The organism is Bacillus testis, assembly GCF_001243895.1.
Lineage (GTDB): Bacteria > Bacillota > Bacilli > Bacillales > DSM-1321 > Bacillus_AD > Bacillus_AD testis.
Genome location: NZ_LN851186.1, coordinates 2,373,030 through 2,389,709 on the forward strand (window position 1 = coordinate 2,373,030; position 16,680 = coordinate 2,389,709).

At 41.0% G+C, this 16,680-nt stretch carries 19 protein-coding genes; 6 read left to right on the plus strand and 13 right to left on the minus strand.

Annotated features, from left to right (window positions below; genetic code table 11):
- Positions 1-83 precede the first annotated feature (83 nt).
- Both BN1765_RS11985 and BN1765_RS11990 read right to left on the minus strand, forming a co-directional pair.
- Positions 84-359: a hypothetical protein gene (locus BN1765_RS11985; protein WP_050615354.1), complete on the minus strand. Its 276-nt coding sequence runs from the start codon at positions 357-359 to the stop codon at positions 84-86.
- Between the two features lies 1 nt (position 360).
- Positions 361-573: a WYL domain-containing protein gene (locus BN1765_RS11990; RefSeq protein ID WP_050615355.1), complete on the minus strand. Its 213-nt coding sequence runs from the start codon at positions 571-573 to the stop codon at positions 361-363.
- 425 nt (positions 574-998) lie between these two features.
- Between BN1765_RS11990 and BN1765_RS11995 the strand changes: the two genes are divergently transcribed.
- The 3 genes from BN1765_RS11995 (at position 999) to BN1765_RS12005 (ending at position 3,149) form a co-directional block, all read left to right on the plus strand.
- Positions 999-1,697 carry a queuosine precursor transporter gene (locus BN1765_RS11995; RefSeq protein ID WP_050615356.1) on the plus strand — a complete coding sequence of 233 codons (699 nt, stop codon included), beginning with the start codon at positions 999-1,001 and terminating at the stop codon, positions 1,695-1,697.
- Positions 1,698-1,822: 125 nt separating this feature from the next.
- Positions 1,823-2,230 carry a reverse transcriptase-like protein gene (locus tag BN1765_RS12000; RefSeq protein WP_050615357.1) on the plus strand — a complete coding sequence of 136 codons (408 nt, stop codon included), beginning with the start codon at positions 1,823-1,825 and terminating at the stop codon, positions 2,228-2,230.
- Complete coding sequence (locus BN1765_RS12005; protein ID WP_050615358.1) at positions 2,223-3,149, plus strand: DMT family transporter; 927 nt, start codon at positions 2,223-2,225, stop codon at positions 3,147-3,149. Before BN1765_RS12000 ends, BN1765_RS12005 begins: the two co-directional genes overlap by 8 nt.
- 207 nt (positions 3,150-3,356) lie before the next feature.
- Here the strand turns inward: BN1765_RS12005 and BN1765_RS12015 are convergent, their stop codons facing one another.
- Both BN1765_RS12015 and BN1765_RS12020 read right to left on the minus strand, forming a co-directional pair.
- Positions 3,357-3,620 (minus strand): DUF6123 family protein, encoded by a 264-nt coding sequence (locus BN1765_RS12015; RefSeq protein ID WP_050615360.1) that lies wholly within the window; start codon positions 3,618-3,620, stop codon positions 3,357-3,359.
- Positions 3,621-3,829: 209 nt separating this feature from the next.
- On the minus strand, positions 3,830-4,012 hold the full coding sequence (locus tag BN1765_RS12020; protein WP_050615361.1) for a DUF4177 domain-containing protein: 183 nt from the start codon (positions 4,010-4,012) through the stop codon (positions 3,830-3,832).
- Positions 4,013-4,163: 151 nt separating this feature from the next.
- Between BN1765_RS12020 and BN1765_RS12025 the strand changes: the two genes are divergently transcribed.
- Positions 4,164-4,610, plus strand: coding sequence for a DUF6241 domain-containing protein (locus BN1765_RS12025; protein WP_050615362.1), 447 nt, complete (start codon positions 4,164-4,166; stop codon positions 4,608-4,610).
- Between the two features lie 142 nt (positions 4,611-4,752).
- Here BN1765_RS12025 and BN1765_RS12030 read toward each other — a convergent pair whose 3' ends face one another.
- The 3 genes from BN1765_RS12030 to BN1765_RS12040 form a co-directional block, all read right to left on the minus strand.
- Positions 4,753-5,625 (minus strand): 5'-3' exonuclease, encoded by an 873-nt coding sequence (locus BN1765_RS12030; protein WP_050615363.1) that lies wholly within the window; start codon positions 5,623-5,625, stop codon positions 4,753-4,755.
- A gap of 135 nt (positions 5,626-5,760) precedes the next feature.
- The gene (locus tag BN1765_RS12035) at positions 5,761-6,588 is read right to left on the minus strand and encodes a sulfurtransferase (protein WP_050615364.1); all 828 of its coding nucleotides are present in this window, start codon (positions 6,586-6,588) and stop codon (positions 5,761-5,763) included.
- A 174-nt stretch (positions 6,589-6,762) separates the two neighbouring features.
- Entirely contained in the window at positions 6,763-10,437 is a 3,675-nt protein-coding gene (locus tag BN1765_RS12040) for a dynamin family protein (RefSeq protein ID WP_050615365.1), read from the minus strand.
- Between the two features lie 290 nt (positions 10,438-10,727).
- Here BN1765_RS12040 and BN1765_RS12045 point away from each other — a divergent pair, with 290 nt between their 5' ends.
- Positions 10,728-11,135, plus strand: coding sequence for a YuzC family spore coat inner layer protein (locus BN1765_RS12045; RefSeq protein WP_050615366.1), 408 nt, complete (start codon positions 10,728-10,730; stop codon positions 11,133-11,135).
- A gap of 547 nt (positions 11,136-11,682) precedes the next feature.
- Here the strand turns inward: BN1765_RS12045 and BN1765_RS20280 are convergent.
- Positions 11,683-11,823, minus strand: coding sequence for a hypothetical protein (locus BN1765_RS20280; protein ID WP_187119445.1), 141 nt, complete (start codon positions 11,821-11,823; stop codon positions 11,683-11,685).
- A gap of 442 nt (positions 11,824-12,265) precedes the next feature.
- On the minus strand, positions 12,266-12,976 hold the full coding sequence (locus BN1765_RS12055) for an SGNH/GDSL hydrolase family protein (RefSeq protein ID WP_050615368.1): 711 nt from the start codon (positions 12,974-12,976) through the stop codon (positions 12,266-12,268).
- A 272-nt stretch (positions 12,977-13,248) separates the two neighbouring features.
- On the opposite strand from BN1765_RS12055, the gene BN1765_RS12060 reads away from it, so the two are divergent.
- Positions 13,249-13,449 (plus strand): cold-shock protein, encoded by a 201-nt coding sequence (locus tag BN1765_RS12060; RefSeq protein WP_050615369.1) that lies wholly within the window; start codon positions 13,249-13,251, stop codon positions 13,447-13,449.
- A gap of 93 nt (positions 13,450-13,542) precedes the next feature.
- On the opposite strand, the gene BN1765_RS20580 is transcribed toward BN1765_RS12060, so the two are convergent.
- The 4 genes from BN1765_RS20580 to BN1765_RS12075 all read right to left on the minus strand — a co-directional run bounded on the left by BN1765_RS20580 (position 13,543) and on the right by BN1765_RS12075 (position 16,664).
- Positions 13,543-13,674, minus strand: coding sequence for a hypothetical protein (locus tag BN1765_RS20580; protein WP_261797561.1), 132 nt, complete (start codon positions 13,672-13,674; stop codon positions 13,543-13,545).
- A gap of 314 nt (positions 13,675-13,988) precedes the next feature.
- Positions 13,989-14,444, minus strand: coding sequence for a GNAT family N-acetyltransferase (locus BN1765_RS12065; RefSeq protein WP_050615370.1), 456 nt, complete (start codon positions 14,442-14,444; stop codon positions 13,989-13,991).
- A gap of 120 nt (positions 14,445-14,564) precedes the next feature.
- Positions 14,565-15,134, minus strand: coding sequence for a nucleotidyltransferase domain-containing protein (locus BN1765_RS12070; RefSeq protein ID WP_050615371.1), 570 nt, complete (start codon positions 15,132-15,134; stop codon positions 14,565-14,567).
- 219 nt (positions 15,135-15,353) lie between these two features.
- Positions 15,354-16,664 carry a nucleobase:cation symporter-2 family protein gene (locus BN1765_RS12075; protein ID WP_050615372.1) on the minus strand — a complete coding sequence of 437 codons (1,311 nt, stop codon included), beginning with the start codon at positions 16,662-16,664 and terminating at the stop codon, positions 15,354-15,356.
- Positions 16,665-16,680: the final 16 nt, after the last annotated feature.

Consider the following 16,680-nt stretch of genomic DNA (forward strand, 5'->3'; position numbering starts at 1 on the left):
AGCCCTTCAAAATGTTGTTATAAGTTTTTGATATCCTAAAAATGGATTGAGACAGGGTATAAATTACACTGTCTCAAAATTAGTTAAATATCATAAAATTCCACTTCGATATTAAAGCCTAACGATCTTCTTTCCTTAGTGTTCGGATGAAAATCTTTCAAATGTGGTGGCACTGCTCTATGGTATTTAATTCTTTTCACAAATGATTTTAGTAACTCATTTGCATGTTCTGGTTTCGCTTGTTTCCATGAATCATGTTCAGCTTGCCTCATCATACCAACTTGTTCAGGCATAAAGAAAGCTCCCTGCCACTTTACTATTCCCCTATCCTTAACTCGTTTAAATGGATCATTACTCACGTTAAGCACCCCTCTTAATCGTTGGAGATACTGACAAGATATTTTCAAGCTTGAAGATTCTAATTTGATTTTTTAGGTAACAATAAGCTCGTATATATGTGTTGTTGATTTGTAATATTTTAATTTTCCTTTGACTGATTGCATTATCTTTCGCCATATAAATCATTTCTAACAGCTCTCCAGTTTCAAAACCTCTTATCAATATCCCCTTCATTTTTATCCCACCTTTACAGAACATTTGTTCCTATATAATATACCAAAACATACGTTCTCATTCAATGTAAAAAAAAGAGACGATTTATCTCGTCTCAAATTTATAAGGGAGTATAACGTAACAATACTACTTTCCTTCAATTACCTATTGAAAAATCTATTGTAATCATTCTCGTATTAGCCTATCATTAATAATGTTGCTTTGAAAATGCCCTGATGAATTTAGTATATATGGTCACACTTATGGTCACGTTTTTTTAGAAAACCTTAGAATTTAGTAGTAAGAACCAGGAAGATTTAGGCAATGAAATAAAACGAATAAGTTGGACAAACCCTTATATATCAACGCTTCACAAGGCTTTTCAACCACAACTTTAACACCGGGGTTCGCAAACTCCCCCGTCACCAAAACTAAGGAGGACCAATATGTTTAATGAAATTTTTGGGTTGGTTTTTACATTGATCAACTTTTCACTTGTTCTCCTGATTTATCGTTTATTCGGTAAAACAGGATTATTTGTGTGGGTTGGCTTTGCGACCGTCCTGGCTAATCTTCAGGTGGTCAAGACGATTGAGATTTTCGGGATGACCGCGACATTGGGAAATGCCATGTACGCAAGCGCGTTCCTTGTCACGGATATTATCAATGAACGATACGGAGCGAAAGAAGCCAAGAAAGCTGTATGGATGGGTTTCTTTACGTTGTTATGCATGACGCTGATCATGCAGATGGTACTGTTGTTCGAACCAGGCAGCAGCGATTTTGCACAGGAACCGATGGAAACGCTATTCGGCTTATTGCCTCGTTTGGCTGTCGGAAGTCTAGCCGCATTTTTAGTAAGCCAATTCCTCGATGTACATTTGTTTTCATGGATACGCACAAAATTCCCTACAGACCGCCAATTTTGGATCCGCAATAACGGCAGCACTCTTATCAGCCAATTCTTTGATACGCTCGTTTTTACATCCATCGCTTTTATCGGGGAGTATCCTATGGATGTGTGGATTGAAATCTTTATTACCACTTACTTGCTGAAATTCATCGTTTCCGTACTTGATACGCCATTCGGCTACATCGCGAAACGATTTACATTTAAAGATGAAACTATGACGAAGGAAGCGTAATGCTTCCTTTTTTTGCGAAAATAAGGAGAAACCGATTGGAAACTAACTTTCTTTACCCTTTTAAACGGTTAAAAATTTAGATATAGTAAAAAGAAAGAAACATACATTGAAAGGAAGAGAATATAGTGATTGAAGTATATATAGACGGGGCAAGCGCCGGTAATCCCGGTCCAAGCGGCGCTGGCATTTTCATGAAGATCGATGGAACGGTCGAACGCTATTCCATTCCGCTCGGCATGATGGATAATCATGAAGCAGAATATTGGGCCCTGATTAAAGCGCTTGAAATCTGCTGTAAAAAAAACATCCAGTCCGTTTCCTTTCGCACCGATTCACAAGCGATTTGGTCCGCTATGGAAAAGGAATTCGCCAAAAATAAAAAATATGCCGATTTACTCGAACAAGCAGTCTCATTGAGCAGGAATATCCCGCTGTTCTTCATCAAATGGATTCCAAGCACTCAAAATAAAAGCGCCGATGAGCTGGCGCGCCGGGCTATCATTAAAAGTAAAGAAGGGATGCGTAATGAATAAATCCGTAACTGCCGACCTATCCTTGTTGGCGGTGGTATTTGTATGGGGGGCGACATTTGTAGTCGTCCAGGACGCTATCTCTTTTTTGGCCCCATTCAGCTTTAACAGTATCCGATTCTTCCTTGCATTCTTGGCATTGTTTCTTTTTTATCTCTTTTTTACGGACAAAAAGAAAAGCCACTTTACAAGAAAAAGCGTTACTTCAGGTATCATCCTGGGATTCTGGCTTTGTCTTGGCTATGGCCTGCAGACGCTTGGCTTGCTCTATACCACCCCTGCCAAGGCCGGCTTCATTACCGGTTTAAGCGTAGTTCTTGTTCCGCTCCTTTCTTTCTTCTTGTTAAAACAACGTTTAAACAAAAATATGATGATCGGGGTAGCTAGCGCAACGATCGGCCTTTATATGATCACTGCGCTGCAGGCATCTTCGTTCGGCATGGGTGATTTTCTCGTACTGCTCAGCGCAATCAGTTTTGCGATGCACATCATTACGACCGGAAAATATGCTAGACACTGTAGTGCTCTTCCTTTAACGCTGGTCCAAATCGGAACCGTCTCTGCCCTTTCCTTTATTTGCAGCCTGCTTTTCGAACATCCGAAAACCCAGTTCCAACTGGATATTCTGCTGAAAAAAGAAGTAGTCTTTGCCTTATTGATCACGGCGATCTTCGCTACAGCCTTTGCTTTTTTGGCGCAGACGTATTTCCAAGCATATACCACAGCCGCCAGGGTTGCCCTTATCTTTTCACTGGAACCCGTCTTCGCTGCGTTGACATCATTCATCATGATCGGCGAAACATTCACAATCAGCATGGTTGTGGGCTGTTGCTTGATTTTTGCTGGTATCATCGCAGCCGAAATCCCTGTGAAAAAGAAAGAAGAGATGCCGGATGAAGAAATAATGGAGGAAGTTAGTTAATGAAGTGCATGCATTCGGCTTTTACGGGCCAATGCGTGCACGCTCCAAATCAACCTCCTTGCATTGGCCAGCCTAACGACAACATAAAAAATAACCCCGATCCCCTGCGGCGTTATTTGTGGTTTAGGTATATCCAAGAACGAAATACATTTATAAATAATATTCATCTTAGGCTCTTGCATGGCCATTTACGGCTACCTTCCATGCTTATACAAGCAAATTGTATGATTCCGCAAATCTGAAAGCCGCTCTTCGGGTCGTGATCCCTTCTTTTTTCAGACCTTCCAATAACGAAACATAGAAACTGCCATCAAATGTTTTTTGCGCCTTCAATGTAATTTCAATGGCTGTATTGACTACTAAATCACTGGAACCGGTCAATTCCTTGCCAAAATAAATGAAACCTAAGGCATCCTCTCCAAAAGAAAACCCCTTATAGCTAAGCTTTTCAATATACTGATCTACAGTCATCCTTAAGCGACAACCCTTTCGACAAAGTTCGTTTTCTATCACCATCTTATCGTAAAATGATTCAAAATACTATGTTTTTCTGTATGTTTCGTCATTCTGAATGTAGCTTATATCACTATTTGCATTCACGGCTTTCCGCCTATTTTTATGCTAAAACCCATGCGAAATAAGGGCGATTCTACAGCCAAGAAAACCGCCCTATCTTCCCATTATTTTTCCTTCATGAATGTATAATACACAGCTGTCGTGGTTCCGTTAAATTGTTCTGCGAAGGAAGTAACCATTTTCCATCCCGCTTCCCCATATTCATTCAATAAAGCATCGTTATCGATTGTTGTTTTAAAAAAACCTTTACTTTCAATTTTAATTGTTTTGTATTCATATGTATTCATTCTTGATTCCCCCCTTCTTTGTATACGATTAAATAATGAAAAAGTTTCCAATGCCTCATAATCGCTGCCAAAACTCATTATAGCGGCTCAATTACATATAGTGTAAAAAATCTATTTTTGTTAATATATGGGTATAAAGTGAGGTGGAAAAATGGTAAGGAAAACACAAGCAACCGCAATCGTCAGGATAATGCGCGCCATAGCAATAGCGGCTTTGCTCATTCTAGTTACTTATTGGTGGACTTACAATCAGCAAGAAAAAGAAAAGGATAAAATTTGGTTAGAATATGTACAAGAACGAAATGAATTAACAGGCATGTTAACAAAAGAGAAACTTGATCAGCGCCATAACGGCCTTCTTGGCAAAAAACCAAACATGAAAATAATCGTAAGGACAATGGATATGATGGTGCATCAAAAGGTGGACACAAACCGTGGATATGGAGCATTTGTGATGGATCAGGCTAATATAGAACTGATTCTACGAGTCATCCGCCTTGAAAATCCTCCCTTTAAAGAAGAATTGCTACAAATAGCGGAGAGATGGAAAAAGGGAGATTTTAGCCAATCTGTCGAAGATCATAATTCACTTACCTGAATTATCCAAAATAAAGACGATAAAGCCACTAGATTACTTAACCTCCAGGAGGAACTTGCTTTCGTTTCATCTGAAATAAGCAGTCGGGCACAATAATTTAGACATAAAAAGAGGCTGCAAAAGGCAGCCTTTTTCTCTTGCTTTATGAAAAGCGGCGGTATAAGGTTTTTAACTCATGCTCACGAACCATATCCGCGACTTTATTGTGGTCGAACATAAAAATAGAGTCATCCAACGGACACTGAAGCGGAATATCGCATTTGATGGTAGCCAGTTCACGTGACATATGAAGCATCTCAAGCGAGTTTTCAAATTTCGTCCGTTGGGCCTTTGTTAACTGATCCAAGTTTTCCAGGATGCCTTCGACGCTCTGGTATTGCTGCAACAGTTTAATGGCCGTTTTCTCTCCGATCCCTTTCACTCCCGGATAATTATCCGCTGAATCACCCATCATTCCCTTGAGATCAATCATCTGTCTAGGCGTAATTCCCTTCCATTCGAAAAAGGTTTCTTCGTTATGGACTTCATAATTGCCATAGCCCTTTTTCAGCAGAATAACGGAAATATCCGGATCAATCAATTGAAGGAAGTCCTGGTCACCCGTTAAAATGCTGATCTGGAAATCCTGGCTTTGCGAACGGGCCAATGTACCGATGCAATCATCGGCTTCAAAGCCTGCAATTCCGAGATTGGGGATGTCGAATGCCGCCACGGCTTCCTTAGCGAGATCAAATTGCGGTATCATTTCCACTGGAGGCTTGCTGCGATTTGCTTTATAGTCTTTAAACATCTCTGTGCGGAATGTTTTGCTGCCCATATCCCAACATACAACCAAATGGTCCGGCTGGAATTGATCTGCTGCCAGCAATAAATGCTTAAGTAGCCCTTGGACACCATTCGTCGGTAGTCCCTTAGAATTAACCATGAACTGCCCGGACATGGCTGTCGCATAAAAAGCACGGAACAACAGCGCCATGCCATCTACTATCATAAAAGACGGTTTATCTGTTTTCATCAAAGTCTATTCACCTCTATATTGTTCTATCATAATCTTAACATAGTTAAAATAGAAGATATATTCCCCAATCTGTTCCTTTTTCCTGCACTTAAAAATCCCCAAAAGCGATACATGCTTTTGGGGATTTAGCGATTAGTTTGTAGCCACTGGGTTATTCTCATAAGATACCCAGTCACTGTAGCTGCCGATATATACTTTTACGTTCGGGAACCCTGCTTGCTTCAGTGCCAAATAATTAGGGGAAGCCGTGACTCCTGAACCACAATAAACGATGATTTTCTTATTGGGATCCAGCTCTTTGAAGCGTGCCTTCATCCGGTCCCCATCCAAAAATTGACGATCCTCCAAACCATCCGTCCACGGGTAATTGACCGCACCTGGTATATGGCCGGCTTTCTTATCGATCGGCTCTTCTAGTCCTTCATATCTGCGTCTATCCCTGGAATCAACGAGCACTTTTTCCTTACTCCCTTTTTCCGATAGTTCCTTCACTTCCTCATAGGAAGCCAACAACGTCTCTTGGATATTCACCTGGAAGTTCGTCGGTTCTGGCTTATAGGCTGATTGTTCCACGGGCAGTTGGTTTTCGATCCATTGTGAGAAGCCGCCGTTTAATACATATGACTCTTTATGACCCAGATAATGCATCATCCACACAAATCGAGATGCGTATGAGCATTCTCCATCATCGTATGCGACCAGAATCAAATCATTGCTAATGCCTGCTTTTTCTAGCTTTGCCGCAAATTCATCCACATCGGGGAGCGGGTGGCGCCCGCCATGTTCTCGTACTTCCCCGGAAATGTCTTTTTCCAGATCAAAGAAAACAGCACCCGGTATATGGCTCTTTTCAAAGGCTTTCCGTCCGTAGAGCGGGTCGTTTAATTTGAAGCGGCAATCAATAATCCGTATCCGGCTATCAGACAGATGATTAGTTAGCCATTCGGCCGTTTTGATCATGTTCACACTCTCCTTTCATTTGTTGCTCCATTTATCCCGTTCAAACTAGCGCTAATCCCACAAATGCATAAAGATGAAGGAATATAAATGGAGAGATCAAGCACCAGTAAGAACGATGGATGCTGCAGCTAATATTGTTGTGGGAAATGAAAACCCCGCCAAACAAAGCGTGCTTTATGAAAGCAGTTGGACTAATGTTTTTTCTTTTGTTAATAGTTCTTCCGTGTTTGTTTGGCTGCCGAGCGCCGCCTGATAGCTTTCCCAAACCTCCTCGATTAAATGGAGCGTTTGTTTTTTCAAAGCATCCAGTTCTGAGAGCAAATGATGGTTATAGACGCCCTTGGCTACCAATCCTTGTTCTTCAAGGTATTCTTGGGCAGGGTGCCGCAATGCCTGTTGCAGCAGTTCGGCCATTTTTTGTTTTTCGTTTTTCTCAAAAAATGATTTCGGATTTCTAAATAGCGCCAGCTCTTTCTTGAAATCAGCGGAGGAAAGGGATGCAAATGCTTTCCCGTAGTCCGGGACTTCATATGACTGTATACGGAACTCCCCCAATTGTACCGCTTTCCATGTTTTGTTGAGCAAATGCTGATATTGCTGTTGCTTTTCTGCAATCAATTTCGCGATAAAACGCTCCAAGCGTAAAGAAGTGGCCCGCATTTCTTGCTCCAAATCGAAGCCGACACTATCAATCAGTTCCCGTAATGCCTTGCGGAGCGCCTGCTTCAAATCCCTGCCATCATCCTGCAAAACAGCTGGATTGAAAGATTCCTTGAAGAAATCATTATAGCGGAGAAACACGCGCTGGAAGATATAGTATTGCAACTCGTCGCTTTCTTTCGCCAATTTGCTTTCCTCTACTTCAGTCGGCATCTGTTCAATGCTAGATGCCAAATCAGTGTACTCTTCCTTCACTTCCTGAAGCCGCTTGGCCTTTTCCTCTTCCGAAGACGTCGCTGTGACAATCAGTTCATGAAGCATATCGGCGGCGCGTTTAATAGCTGACCGTGCCGAACTGCACGCAAGCTCTATTAATTCATGCTGGATAAAATGATTGAAAGCCTGCTGGAAACGAGGCATGCCGCTATCTTCAAGAAAAGCGTGCTCCATGGCGGCATCTTCGCTGTGAAGTTCGCGCAAGGCTTCTTTGCTCGAAATCGGGAACAGGCGCGGGAACCGGATACCGAAGCTTTCCAATTGCTGCCTGATATATCCTGTTACATCATCCAATTCCTCTTGCGTTTGAGCCAAGTCAATCGCATTGCACAGGAAGAACATTTTATCCATGGCAAACGAATCTTTTACCCGGCCCAGTTGAATAAGGAACTCCCTATCACTTTTGGCAAAAGGGTGGTTATAGTATGTGACGAATAAAATCGCATCGCTGTTCTTGATATAATGGAAAGCCGCATTCGTATGTCTGGCATTGATAGAATCCGCCCCAGGTGTATCAACTAGAACAATGCCTTTTTGTGTCATCGGGCAATCATAGTACAAAACAATCTCATTCACAAAGCAAGATTTTGATTCTTCCGCTGCAAAAGCGGTGTATTCCTCGTAATCAACTATAAATGTTGAGCCAAGTTTCTGCTTGTAGGCTTCATATCCGGTTGAGAAAGCTTTAAGGAACGATAAATGCGCCTTTTCCCTGCCATCCCCTTTAAACGAGTCCATCTCCAAAGAAGCAGAAAAAACAAACGCATCCTCTAAATCGGCCGGAGAGTAGTCAAGGGCATTACAAGCCAGCTTGACATCCGCAAGCAGCATTTCACGGCTTTTCATCTCAATTCGGGCAGTCCGGTGCTCTGCTTCATCGCTTGAATGCATAATTTTATTAATGACCGCAGTTGTCGGATTCGGCGATACAGGCAGGATCTTTTCCCCCAGCAACGCATTGGCGAAGGAAGATTTCCCTGCACTGAAAGCACCAAATAAAGCAATCGTATAATATTGGTTGTCCATACGCTCTGCTTTTTCTTTCATTTCCTCAACAAGGGTGGCAAAACCGGCCGTATTCTCCAGGTCCTCTGCCGCCTGCTTGAGCTTCATACTCCAGTGCGTTAGCGACTCTCCGCGGGAGCCGGCCATTTCCGCTTCTATTGCCATAGGCTGATTCGCTGTGGCTTCCCTGTCAATGGGTTGATCGTCTTCTTCCGGTAATGGCATTGAAATACACATAGCTTCTTCTTCCGCTTTAAAAGCCTCCATTAATCCGGCAGTCTCCTGATCGGACGCCACTCGTTTGTTGTCAATAATGAATTGGAGCCCTTCCTGTATCACCCGATATTCTTCATCCAATTTCCCTACAGCCAAAAGAGCTTCCTGCAGGCGCCGGAAATGGCGGACAAGCCCATCCAGCTCAGACACTTCCTCGCTAAGCTGTTGCAGGGAGGTCTGCTTCACCTCTTCCAAAAAAAGAAGCATCTGGCTTTTTGCCTTTTTCTTGATGATATCCCCGACCTGCTCACTATACCTAAGTACATATTGGCCGGTAATATCTCCTTGATTGGCGACCAGCTGTTTGAGTTCATCCATATCCACTTCAATCGAAATGTTTTGCGCAGCGTTTTCCAATGAGGTAGACTCCACATTTGCTTGGGCAAGGGCCTTTCCGGCGAACTCGCGCAAATGCCAGACCAATTGTGTCTTTATTCTTTCCTCCAACTCATCCCGCAGTGCATCTTCCCGCTTCGTTCTTTCAGTGTCTGTTTTGCCTTTCGTGAAGAACATCCCGATTTTGAAGTTTTTTTGCCGAGATTCCAGATAGTCCTTGATCAACTGGCGGCTATCCGCGGATAGCAAATATGCATTCTTCAAGAGTTCATTCAAAGCCTCGATTGACTTTAATCGTTTTTGCTCTGGCAAAGATTGCAGTTCATGAAGCTGGCTTTCATATCTGGCTAACTCCTGCGGTATGGTCTCCCGCCGCTTTTCATCGAAATCCCTTAACAAATGTTCCGCCTGGCTTCGTTCGCCTTCCTGCTGTTCATATACAAAAGCCAGATGCTCTTTGGCCAGCTGGGCGGCCGAACGGAGAACCGATTCATCCAGGTGGCCCCGTTCATACTCAATCTTTTCATGGATGAATTGCTTAAGCTCTCCAATCTGGTTATTAGGATGGCTTAGGTCGCGAAGTGATGTATAAAAGATTTCTTCGGCGCGAATCCCCCACTGGCGAAACGCATCAGCCGTACTCGTTTTAAAATGGCCAAAATCCAATTCATGCGCATCATGCTTATCGATTTGATTCACTACCAAATACAGTTTTTTGCCGCTCTCCTGCATTTTTTTCGCAAACAGGAAATTTTCCTGCGATTGCACATGGTTATAATCCATTACGTATAGTATGATATCCGCCAGATGAAGCGTCGACTCTGTCGAAACACGGTGGGCATCATCCGTTGAATCAATCCCTGGAGTATCCAGGACTGCGCAATCTTCCGGAAGCGGAAAAAGGCCGGAATGAATATGTATAGATTGGATGCTCTCTCCATTTTTACAATATGCTTTTATTTCATTCACATCATGATTGCCGGGAAAAACAGTGTGCGTGCCATCAAAGAAATAAACGGTGAATGCATCTTGCCCTTTCTTTACTTTTACAATATTCGCGCTTGTCGGTATAGGGCTCGAAGGCAGTACCTGCCGTCCCATTAAATAATTGATCATACTGGACTTGCCTGCCGAAAAATGTCCGCAAAATGCAAGCTGGACTTCCTTCTCATCCGCTTTCAGCAATAGCTGCTTCACCTTAGCGGCCGTATGTGAATCTCCCCTGCTCTCCATCTCGTTGAATAGAGCTGCAAGCAGATTTAACACCCCTGTATGATTCGTTGTTGTATTTGTCATGAATCATTCCCCTTGTTCCGCAATTTTCGTCTCTTCTATTGTAATCCATTTTTAACCTATTTCCCAGAATTAACATTGCGTTTAAAGAAACAAGCCTTCATTTTCAGGTTATTTCCCTTTCTTGCGGCACCACATGGTCACAAAATTACCCATGATCGTAAATAATACAATTGTATAAAGCGAAACTTTGATCCCCTACTTCTACATTGGGTAAAAGAATTTCAGCCATACACAAATTGCCACCCCTGACAATACACTATAAGGATTACATTTTACATGGGAGGTATACAATGAATAATCCTTATTCTCCTTACTTTCAATACAATATTCCTTTACCGGCAAACCAATATTCTCAAAATCAACAACACCCTTTAAGTGAAGATCACCAAAGAATTCTTCCCCCTACTCAACCCGAACGACTACGAAAATCAGCTGAACATACTAAAACCCTTTTGTCTGATTTAGTTATAGTGAATGAAACAATAAGGACTTCTCCTGAGTTTTCCCAGCGCCTTGTAAATGCGGCTTCACAATCGGATCACCAAACCGTTCATTATATGATCAATAACCTTGCCATTGAAAACAGGGCTGTTGTCTCGTACACTCCAGGAGGAATTTCTATTACGTTGTTACCGAAAGATGCTTCAAATAGTTGTTGTTATGTCGTGATGTTTTTAAATTGGAAAGAAAGCTTTTAGAGCATCTAAACAAATCCGCCAGCCTCATTCATCTATTCTTTGAGTGAGGTTTATATAGATCTTTCTTTATCTGAACAAAAAATCAAGGAACGAATAGAGAGAACGAGCATTACACGGATGAATGAAACCTAGCTAAAACACAAAGGAAAAGGGATGACCATGTATCTCTACTTAGAGCCAATAAACCAAGACACGCCAAAAAAGGCTTTCCAAAAATCCCGTTACGCTACGGCAGTTTAGGAAAGCCTCTTTCTATACCACTTATTTATCGAGAGTGAACCTCTGTAGGTTTACTGACATTCTTCAAGACATGAACGGTTACAAATGAATAAACAGCTATTGTCCCAGCTACAAACACAGCAGTCATTTCAATCACCTTCCTGAATTCTTATTGAGAATACTTATCATTAATTTCATCTTATCAGAAATGATAATCATTATCAACCAAGAATATGCGTTTCTTCAGGAAAAGGCTTATAAAAGAAGAACTGCTTTTCAACAATCCTTCTTGCACATATATATTGCCAACAGCCTGTATACTTCTGGCTTACCGCTTATTGTTTTTGAAGTGATCCGGCTGTGCCTGCACCGAGATCACAATATCCTTGAAATGGTCCTTACCGCACCCTTCACATATGCTCTCACCCATTATGAACCGCCGGCAATGTACGCAATACTTTTTCTCCATCTTGAACACATCCTTTTTTACAATGTATTCTTAGATATATGCGTATGTTCATCGATTTAGAAGCATTACAGCGGCAATCATATAAAGGTATGTCCCTTTTTTATGAAACATGCCGGCTGTTGCATACCTAAGGAATAAAATGGAGGCTTCCGCAGCCATAGAAGCAAATCAGAAAGACATGATCAAAAGAATAATGGGATACAGCAGAAACTCTCTCACTTATAAATGGATTGGAATAACCGGAATAAGAAAAAACAGCGAAATATGTCCAGTGCAGGGTTGGTTGCCTGCGAAGAAGTCAAAGTATTAACCGTGATGTTTCCATCCATAATACAAGCAATCCAATCATAGCAATCAGCCGCAATCTCCTCGGTAGCTGGTGCGTAACGGTTTCCGTTTTGATCATCAAGAAAAGCCGCCTTCTTTGGGAAGCGGCTTTTCTTCATATAGTATGATAATCGATTTCCCTTGAAGCTATAATAGGAACCAATGCTTCAGCAAGCATCGTACTCAAAGCGCGGTAGCCTTCTTCTGTTAAATGAATGCCATCATCACTGATCAAATCGCTGATCTCTCCAGATTGCTTGATTGCATTTCTGACATCCACTTTTAAAACGCCTTCTTTTTCGGTCCATTTATTGAGGGCTCTGTTGTAAAGGCCATGCCAATGTTCAATCCCTCCGATTCTGCTTATCCAGTGTCCCAGAGCCGATCCGAACTGTGTCGTTAAATATTGATAATACCGGGCAGGATCCAAAGGCGGCAACGTTAAGAAAACAGGAACAATATTTTTTTCTTTCAGGATCGCCACTAACTTTTTGGCATTTTCGATATAACGGTCAATCGGCACAATCGGATGATGGATTCCTTCGGGATCTTTAGCTACTTCCTTCCAGCGAAAATTGCAATCGTTCCCGCCGATTCCAATGATCACCAAATCCGGTTTCAGCTCAATCACATCTTTATCCACGCGTTCAAGCAATTTGTCAGAGTCATCGTTGAACACACCTTTATTAATTACTTCTATGTCATGTCCGCCCCGTGAAAAGATGTTCTGCAAAATGGCAGGATAATTTTTCTTCAATATGCGGAGACGGCCCTTTGCAAAGGATACTCCCCTGGTAAGGCTGTCACCGAAACAAATGATTTTCATATCTGATCCCTTCTTTTGCCTATTCTATTATTTATTATATCACAATATTCTTTCATCTTATATATAAAGAACCGTTGACGTGAAGAAGCAAAAATAAATAGAAGCAAAAAAAATGCTTTGATTAATTGAATTTGCATTTTGAAATCTTTTCTGTTATTATAAAGGAGAATTATTTTTGTTCGGGATTGAATGTTAAAGTGTATCACTTTTCGTCAAAAAAGAGACAAAGATAGTAATACAATGTGTGAAGATCACACTAGGAGGCAACAAACATGGAACAAGGTAAAGTAAAATGGTTTAACGCAGATAAAGGTTTCGGTTTCATCGAGCGCGAAGGCGGAGAAGACGTATTCGTACATTTCTCAGCTATCCAATCTGAAGGTTTCAAAACTTTGGACGAAGGTCAAACTGTTACTTTCGAAGTTGAAGAAGGACAACGCGGACCTCAAGCAACTAACGTTCAAAAAATGTAATTAACCTAAATTACTAATCCAAGGCAGCTTCGTTTAGAGGCTGCCTTTTTGACTGCCTTCATATCTTCTTTTTCACTCAATTACCCAGCGTAATCATGGTATGAGATGTAAAATACCCTTAATGATCCATCTAACAAGCATAAAAAGCAATTCGGCAAATTCAACCGCTGCTTCGATCATAAAATAATACCACTTATCTTTTTTCTTTTTGTTCCTTTTTTCCACTTGTACAAACCTCTTCTTTCAAACACAATTAATAATCCATATTATACCATAATTTGGTTAGCCCTTTCTTTTTTCCTCCTGCTAAATTCCTTTCCTTAATGCCTTCTTCTTACCAAAGAAAGTGACAGCATTCTCCACTTTTATTGCAGCAGCTTTGATTGGAACATCATTCCTTAGATTTGATATGTACTATACGCAGCAAGGCTCTTTTAAGTTGTTTCAAACGACATTGATCTGTTCAAGATACTTAAAAAATGAATAATAAAGTTTTTTACTTCTTATTGGACAGACACACCCATTTGCTAAATAACACTTTAACTTTTAAACTCCATAAAGTGACTTGAATTTAGATAAAGCTTTCCCTTTATAAATCCGATAGAAGAATAAAATTGATCAGCTTGTTCCGTATCTGTATGAAGCACCAAAACTGTATAATATCTTTTTGCTTCTTCAATTATCTTTTTCACCAAAAGGCTTCCTATACCCTTTCTTCTATACTCTTTACCGACATAAAACCTTCTCACCCTACCAATATATTGTCCATTTGAAAATGGGTCTTTATTTAACCCACCAATAGCAACAAGTACACCCTCTTCGTTAAACACACCAAATAAACCTTCGCCAAAATGGGTAAACGTATTACTCCCATTTTTATATTCATTTATTAATCTTTCTACAAAACGAAACCCCTCTTCTTTGCTTTGCTTTACTAAACGATCCAAATCAAAATTCAAGAGATTATTTATATGCTTCACCACATATTTCCCCATTTTTGTCCCCATCCATTACTATTTCTTGATAAACTGTGCTGTCCCGTTAACGGCATAAGAAAAAGCAGTCTCAAAGACAACTCTGTTTTACAGGTTGGATAACTTTAGTTAAATAAAATTTTAGATTAAAAATTCAATCCACTTATGTTCCGGTTCGTAAATTTCTAAAGCATGTAGAAGCCATTTTTTCTTCTCTTCTTCAAGATCATCCTTTATGGCAAAAAAGTCTTGATCATCTTTTTCTCTTGGATTTTTCGCCTTATATAAAAGGACAATTTCAGGATTTAAGTACGGAATACCAGTTACAGTAAAACTTCTAATGGACTTAAGTGGATAGGAAATCCTTAAATCTCTTCTAAAGACCCAATCATTTTCACTTGTTTCATTAAGAAGAATTTCTATTTTGTCTCTGTTTCTCAAATGCAAAGCGTGTATTTCGTGAATGGGCAACTCTAAAAACTCATTTTCCCAAGTATAAAATTCACCATTAATAACCTTTTTGAACTTCCATTCTTTTAGATAATCTTTTAGATATAGTTGGTCTTTTCTAAAAACAGCAAACTCAATATCAGTATGTTCCCTTGTTTCTTTACCAATAAAAAGATCAATCGCCCAGCCACCAGCAATAAACCACGGTTTATCATAGCCTGACATTAATGAATGAATACTCCGGCATTGTTCAAATGACATATACATCCCCCATCACTAAAAAATAACACCCATCTAATTCCTTTCTACACTCAAAGTTTCTTTTCCTTCTTCTGCTAATCAATCTCGTCTGTCCAATAAGAACTTCAAAAAAGCATTAATCTCTTAGATCAACGCCCCAGATAGTGAAATAATAATCCCTAATTATCTGATATTTTCGGGAATTTAAAGAAGCCCGCTGTCAGCAGCGGGCTTACTCTATTAAGATGCTTTTCTTGCTTCTATTCCTGTATAACTTGTTTCTTTTTTAGCAGAAAGTTCGTGAAAGATAATGTTCAAGAAAATAGCAGTTAAGCTTCCAGCCACAATTCCGTTATTGGTCAAAATTTTAATGTTTTCAGGAAGCTGTGCAAATAAATCCGGCACTACTGTTACACCAAGGCCCATGCCAACAGAACAAGCGATAATCAACAGATTTTCCTGTGAAGCAAAATTTACCTGGCTCAGCATTTTAATGCCCGAAGCCACTACCATGCCGAACATGGCTACCATCGCTCCGCCCAATACAGCTGAAGGAACGATTGTGGTCAAAGCGCCGATTTTCGGAACAAGGCCAAACACAATCAGGAATCCGGCTGCGGCATAGATGACATTCTTCGTTTTGACGCCCGATATCTGAACCAAACCTACATTTTGGGAAAAGGTTGTATACGGGAATGAATTGAAGATTCCCCCTAAAACAATCGCTGTCCCTTCTGCCCGGTAACCATTGGCCAAGTCTTTTTCGCTAATTTTCTTTTCACAGATATCGCCAAGCGCAAAGTATACCCCTGTTGATTCTACTAAGCTCACAATCGCCACCAACGTCATGGTTAGAATAGGAGTTAAGTGAAAAGTGGGCGTGCCCAAGAAGAAAGGCTGCGGCATATGGAGCCATGATGCTTCCGCAACTGATTCCATATTAACCATTCCCATAAAGTAAGCAGCGACCGTTCCCAGCACCAATCCTAACAAAACAGCGATGGATCGCATAAAACCTGTTGAAAAACGATAGAGAATAACAATGAATAATAACGTACCGAAACCTAAAGCAAGATTTGCCGGTGAACCGAAATCTTCGGCTCCTTGGCCGCCTGCCAGATTATTGATGGCAACCGGTATAAGCGTGATGCCGATTATTGTTACGACAGAACCTGTTACAACCGGCGGGAAGAAACGAACCAATTTCCCAAAATATTTACTGATCAGGACGACGATCATGCCTGAAGCAATGATGCTGCCGTACATGCTGCCTAATCCATATTCATTGCCGATTGCAATCATAGGCGCAACGGCAGTGAATGAACAACCAAGCATCACCGGCAAACCGATGCCCATGAACTTATTACGGAAAAGCTGCAGGATAGTGGCAACGCCACACATCAAAATATCGACCGACACCAAAAACGTCAAATTCTCCTGCGACAGGCCGACGGCGCCGCCGATGATCAACGGAACAATAACAGCTCCGGCATACATAGCCAGGACATGCTGGATACCCAATGAGGCAATTTTAAACGGATTCATGTTCATTATAGTTCCTCCCAAT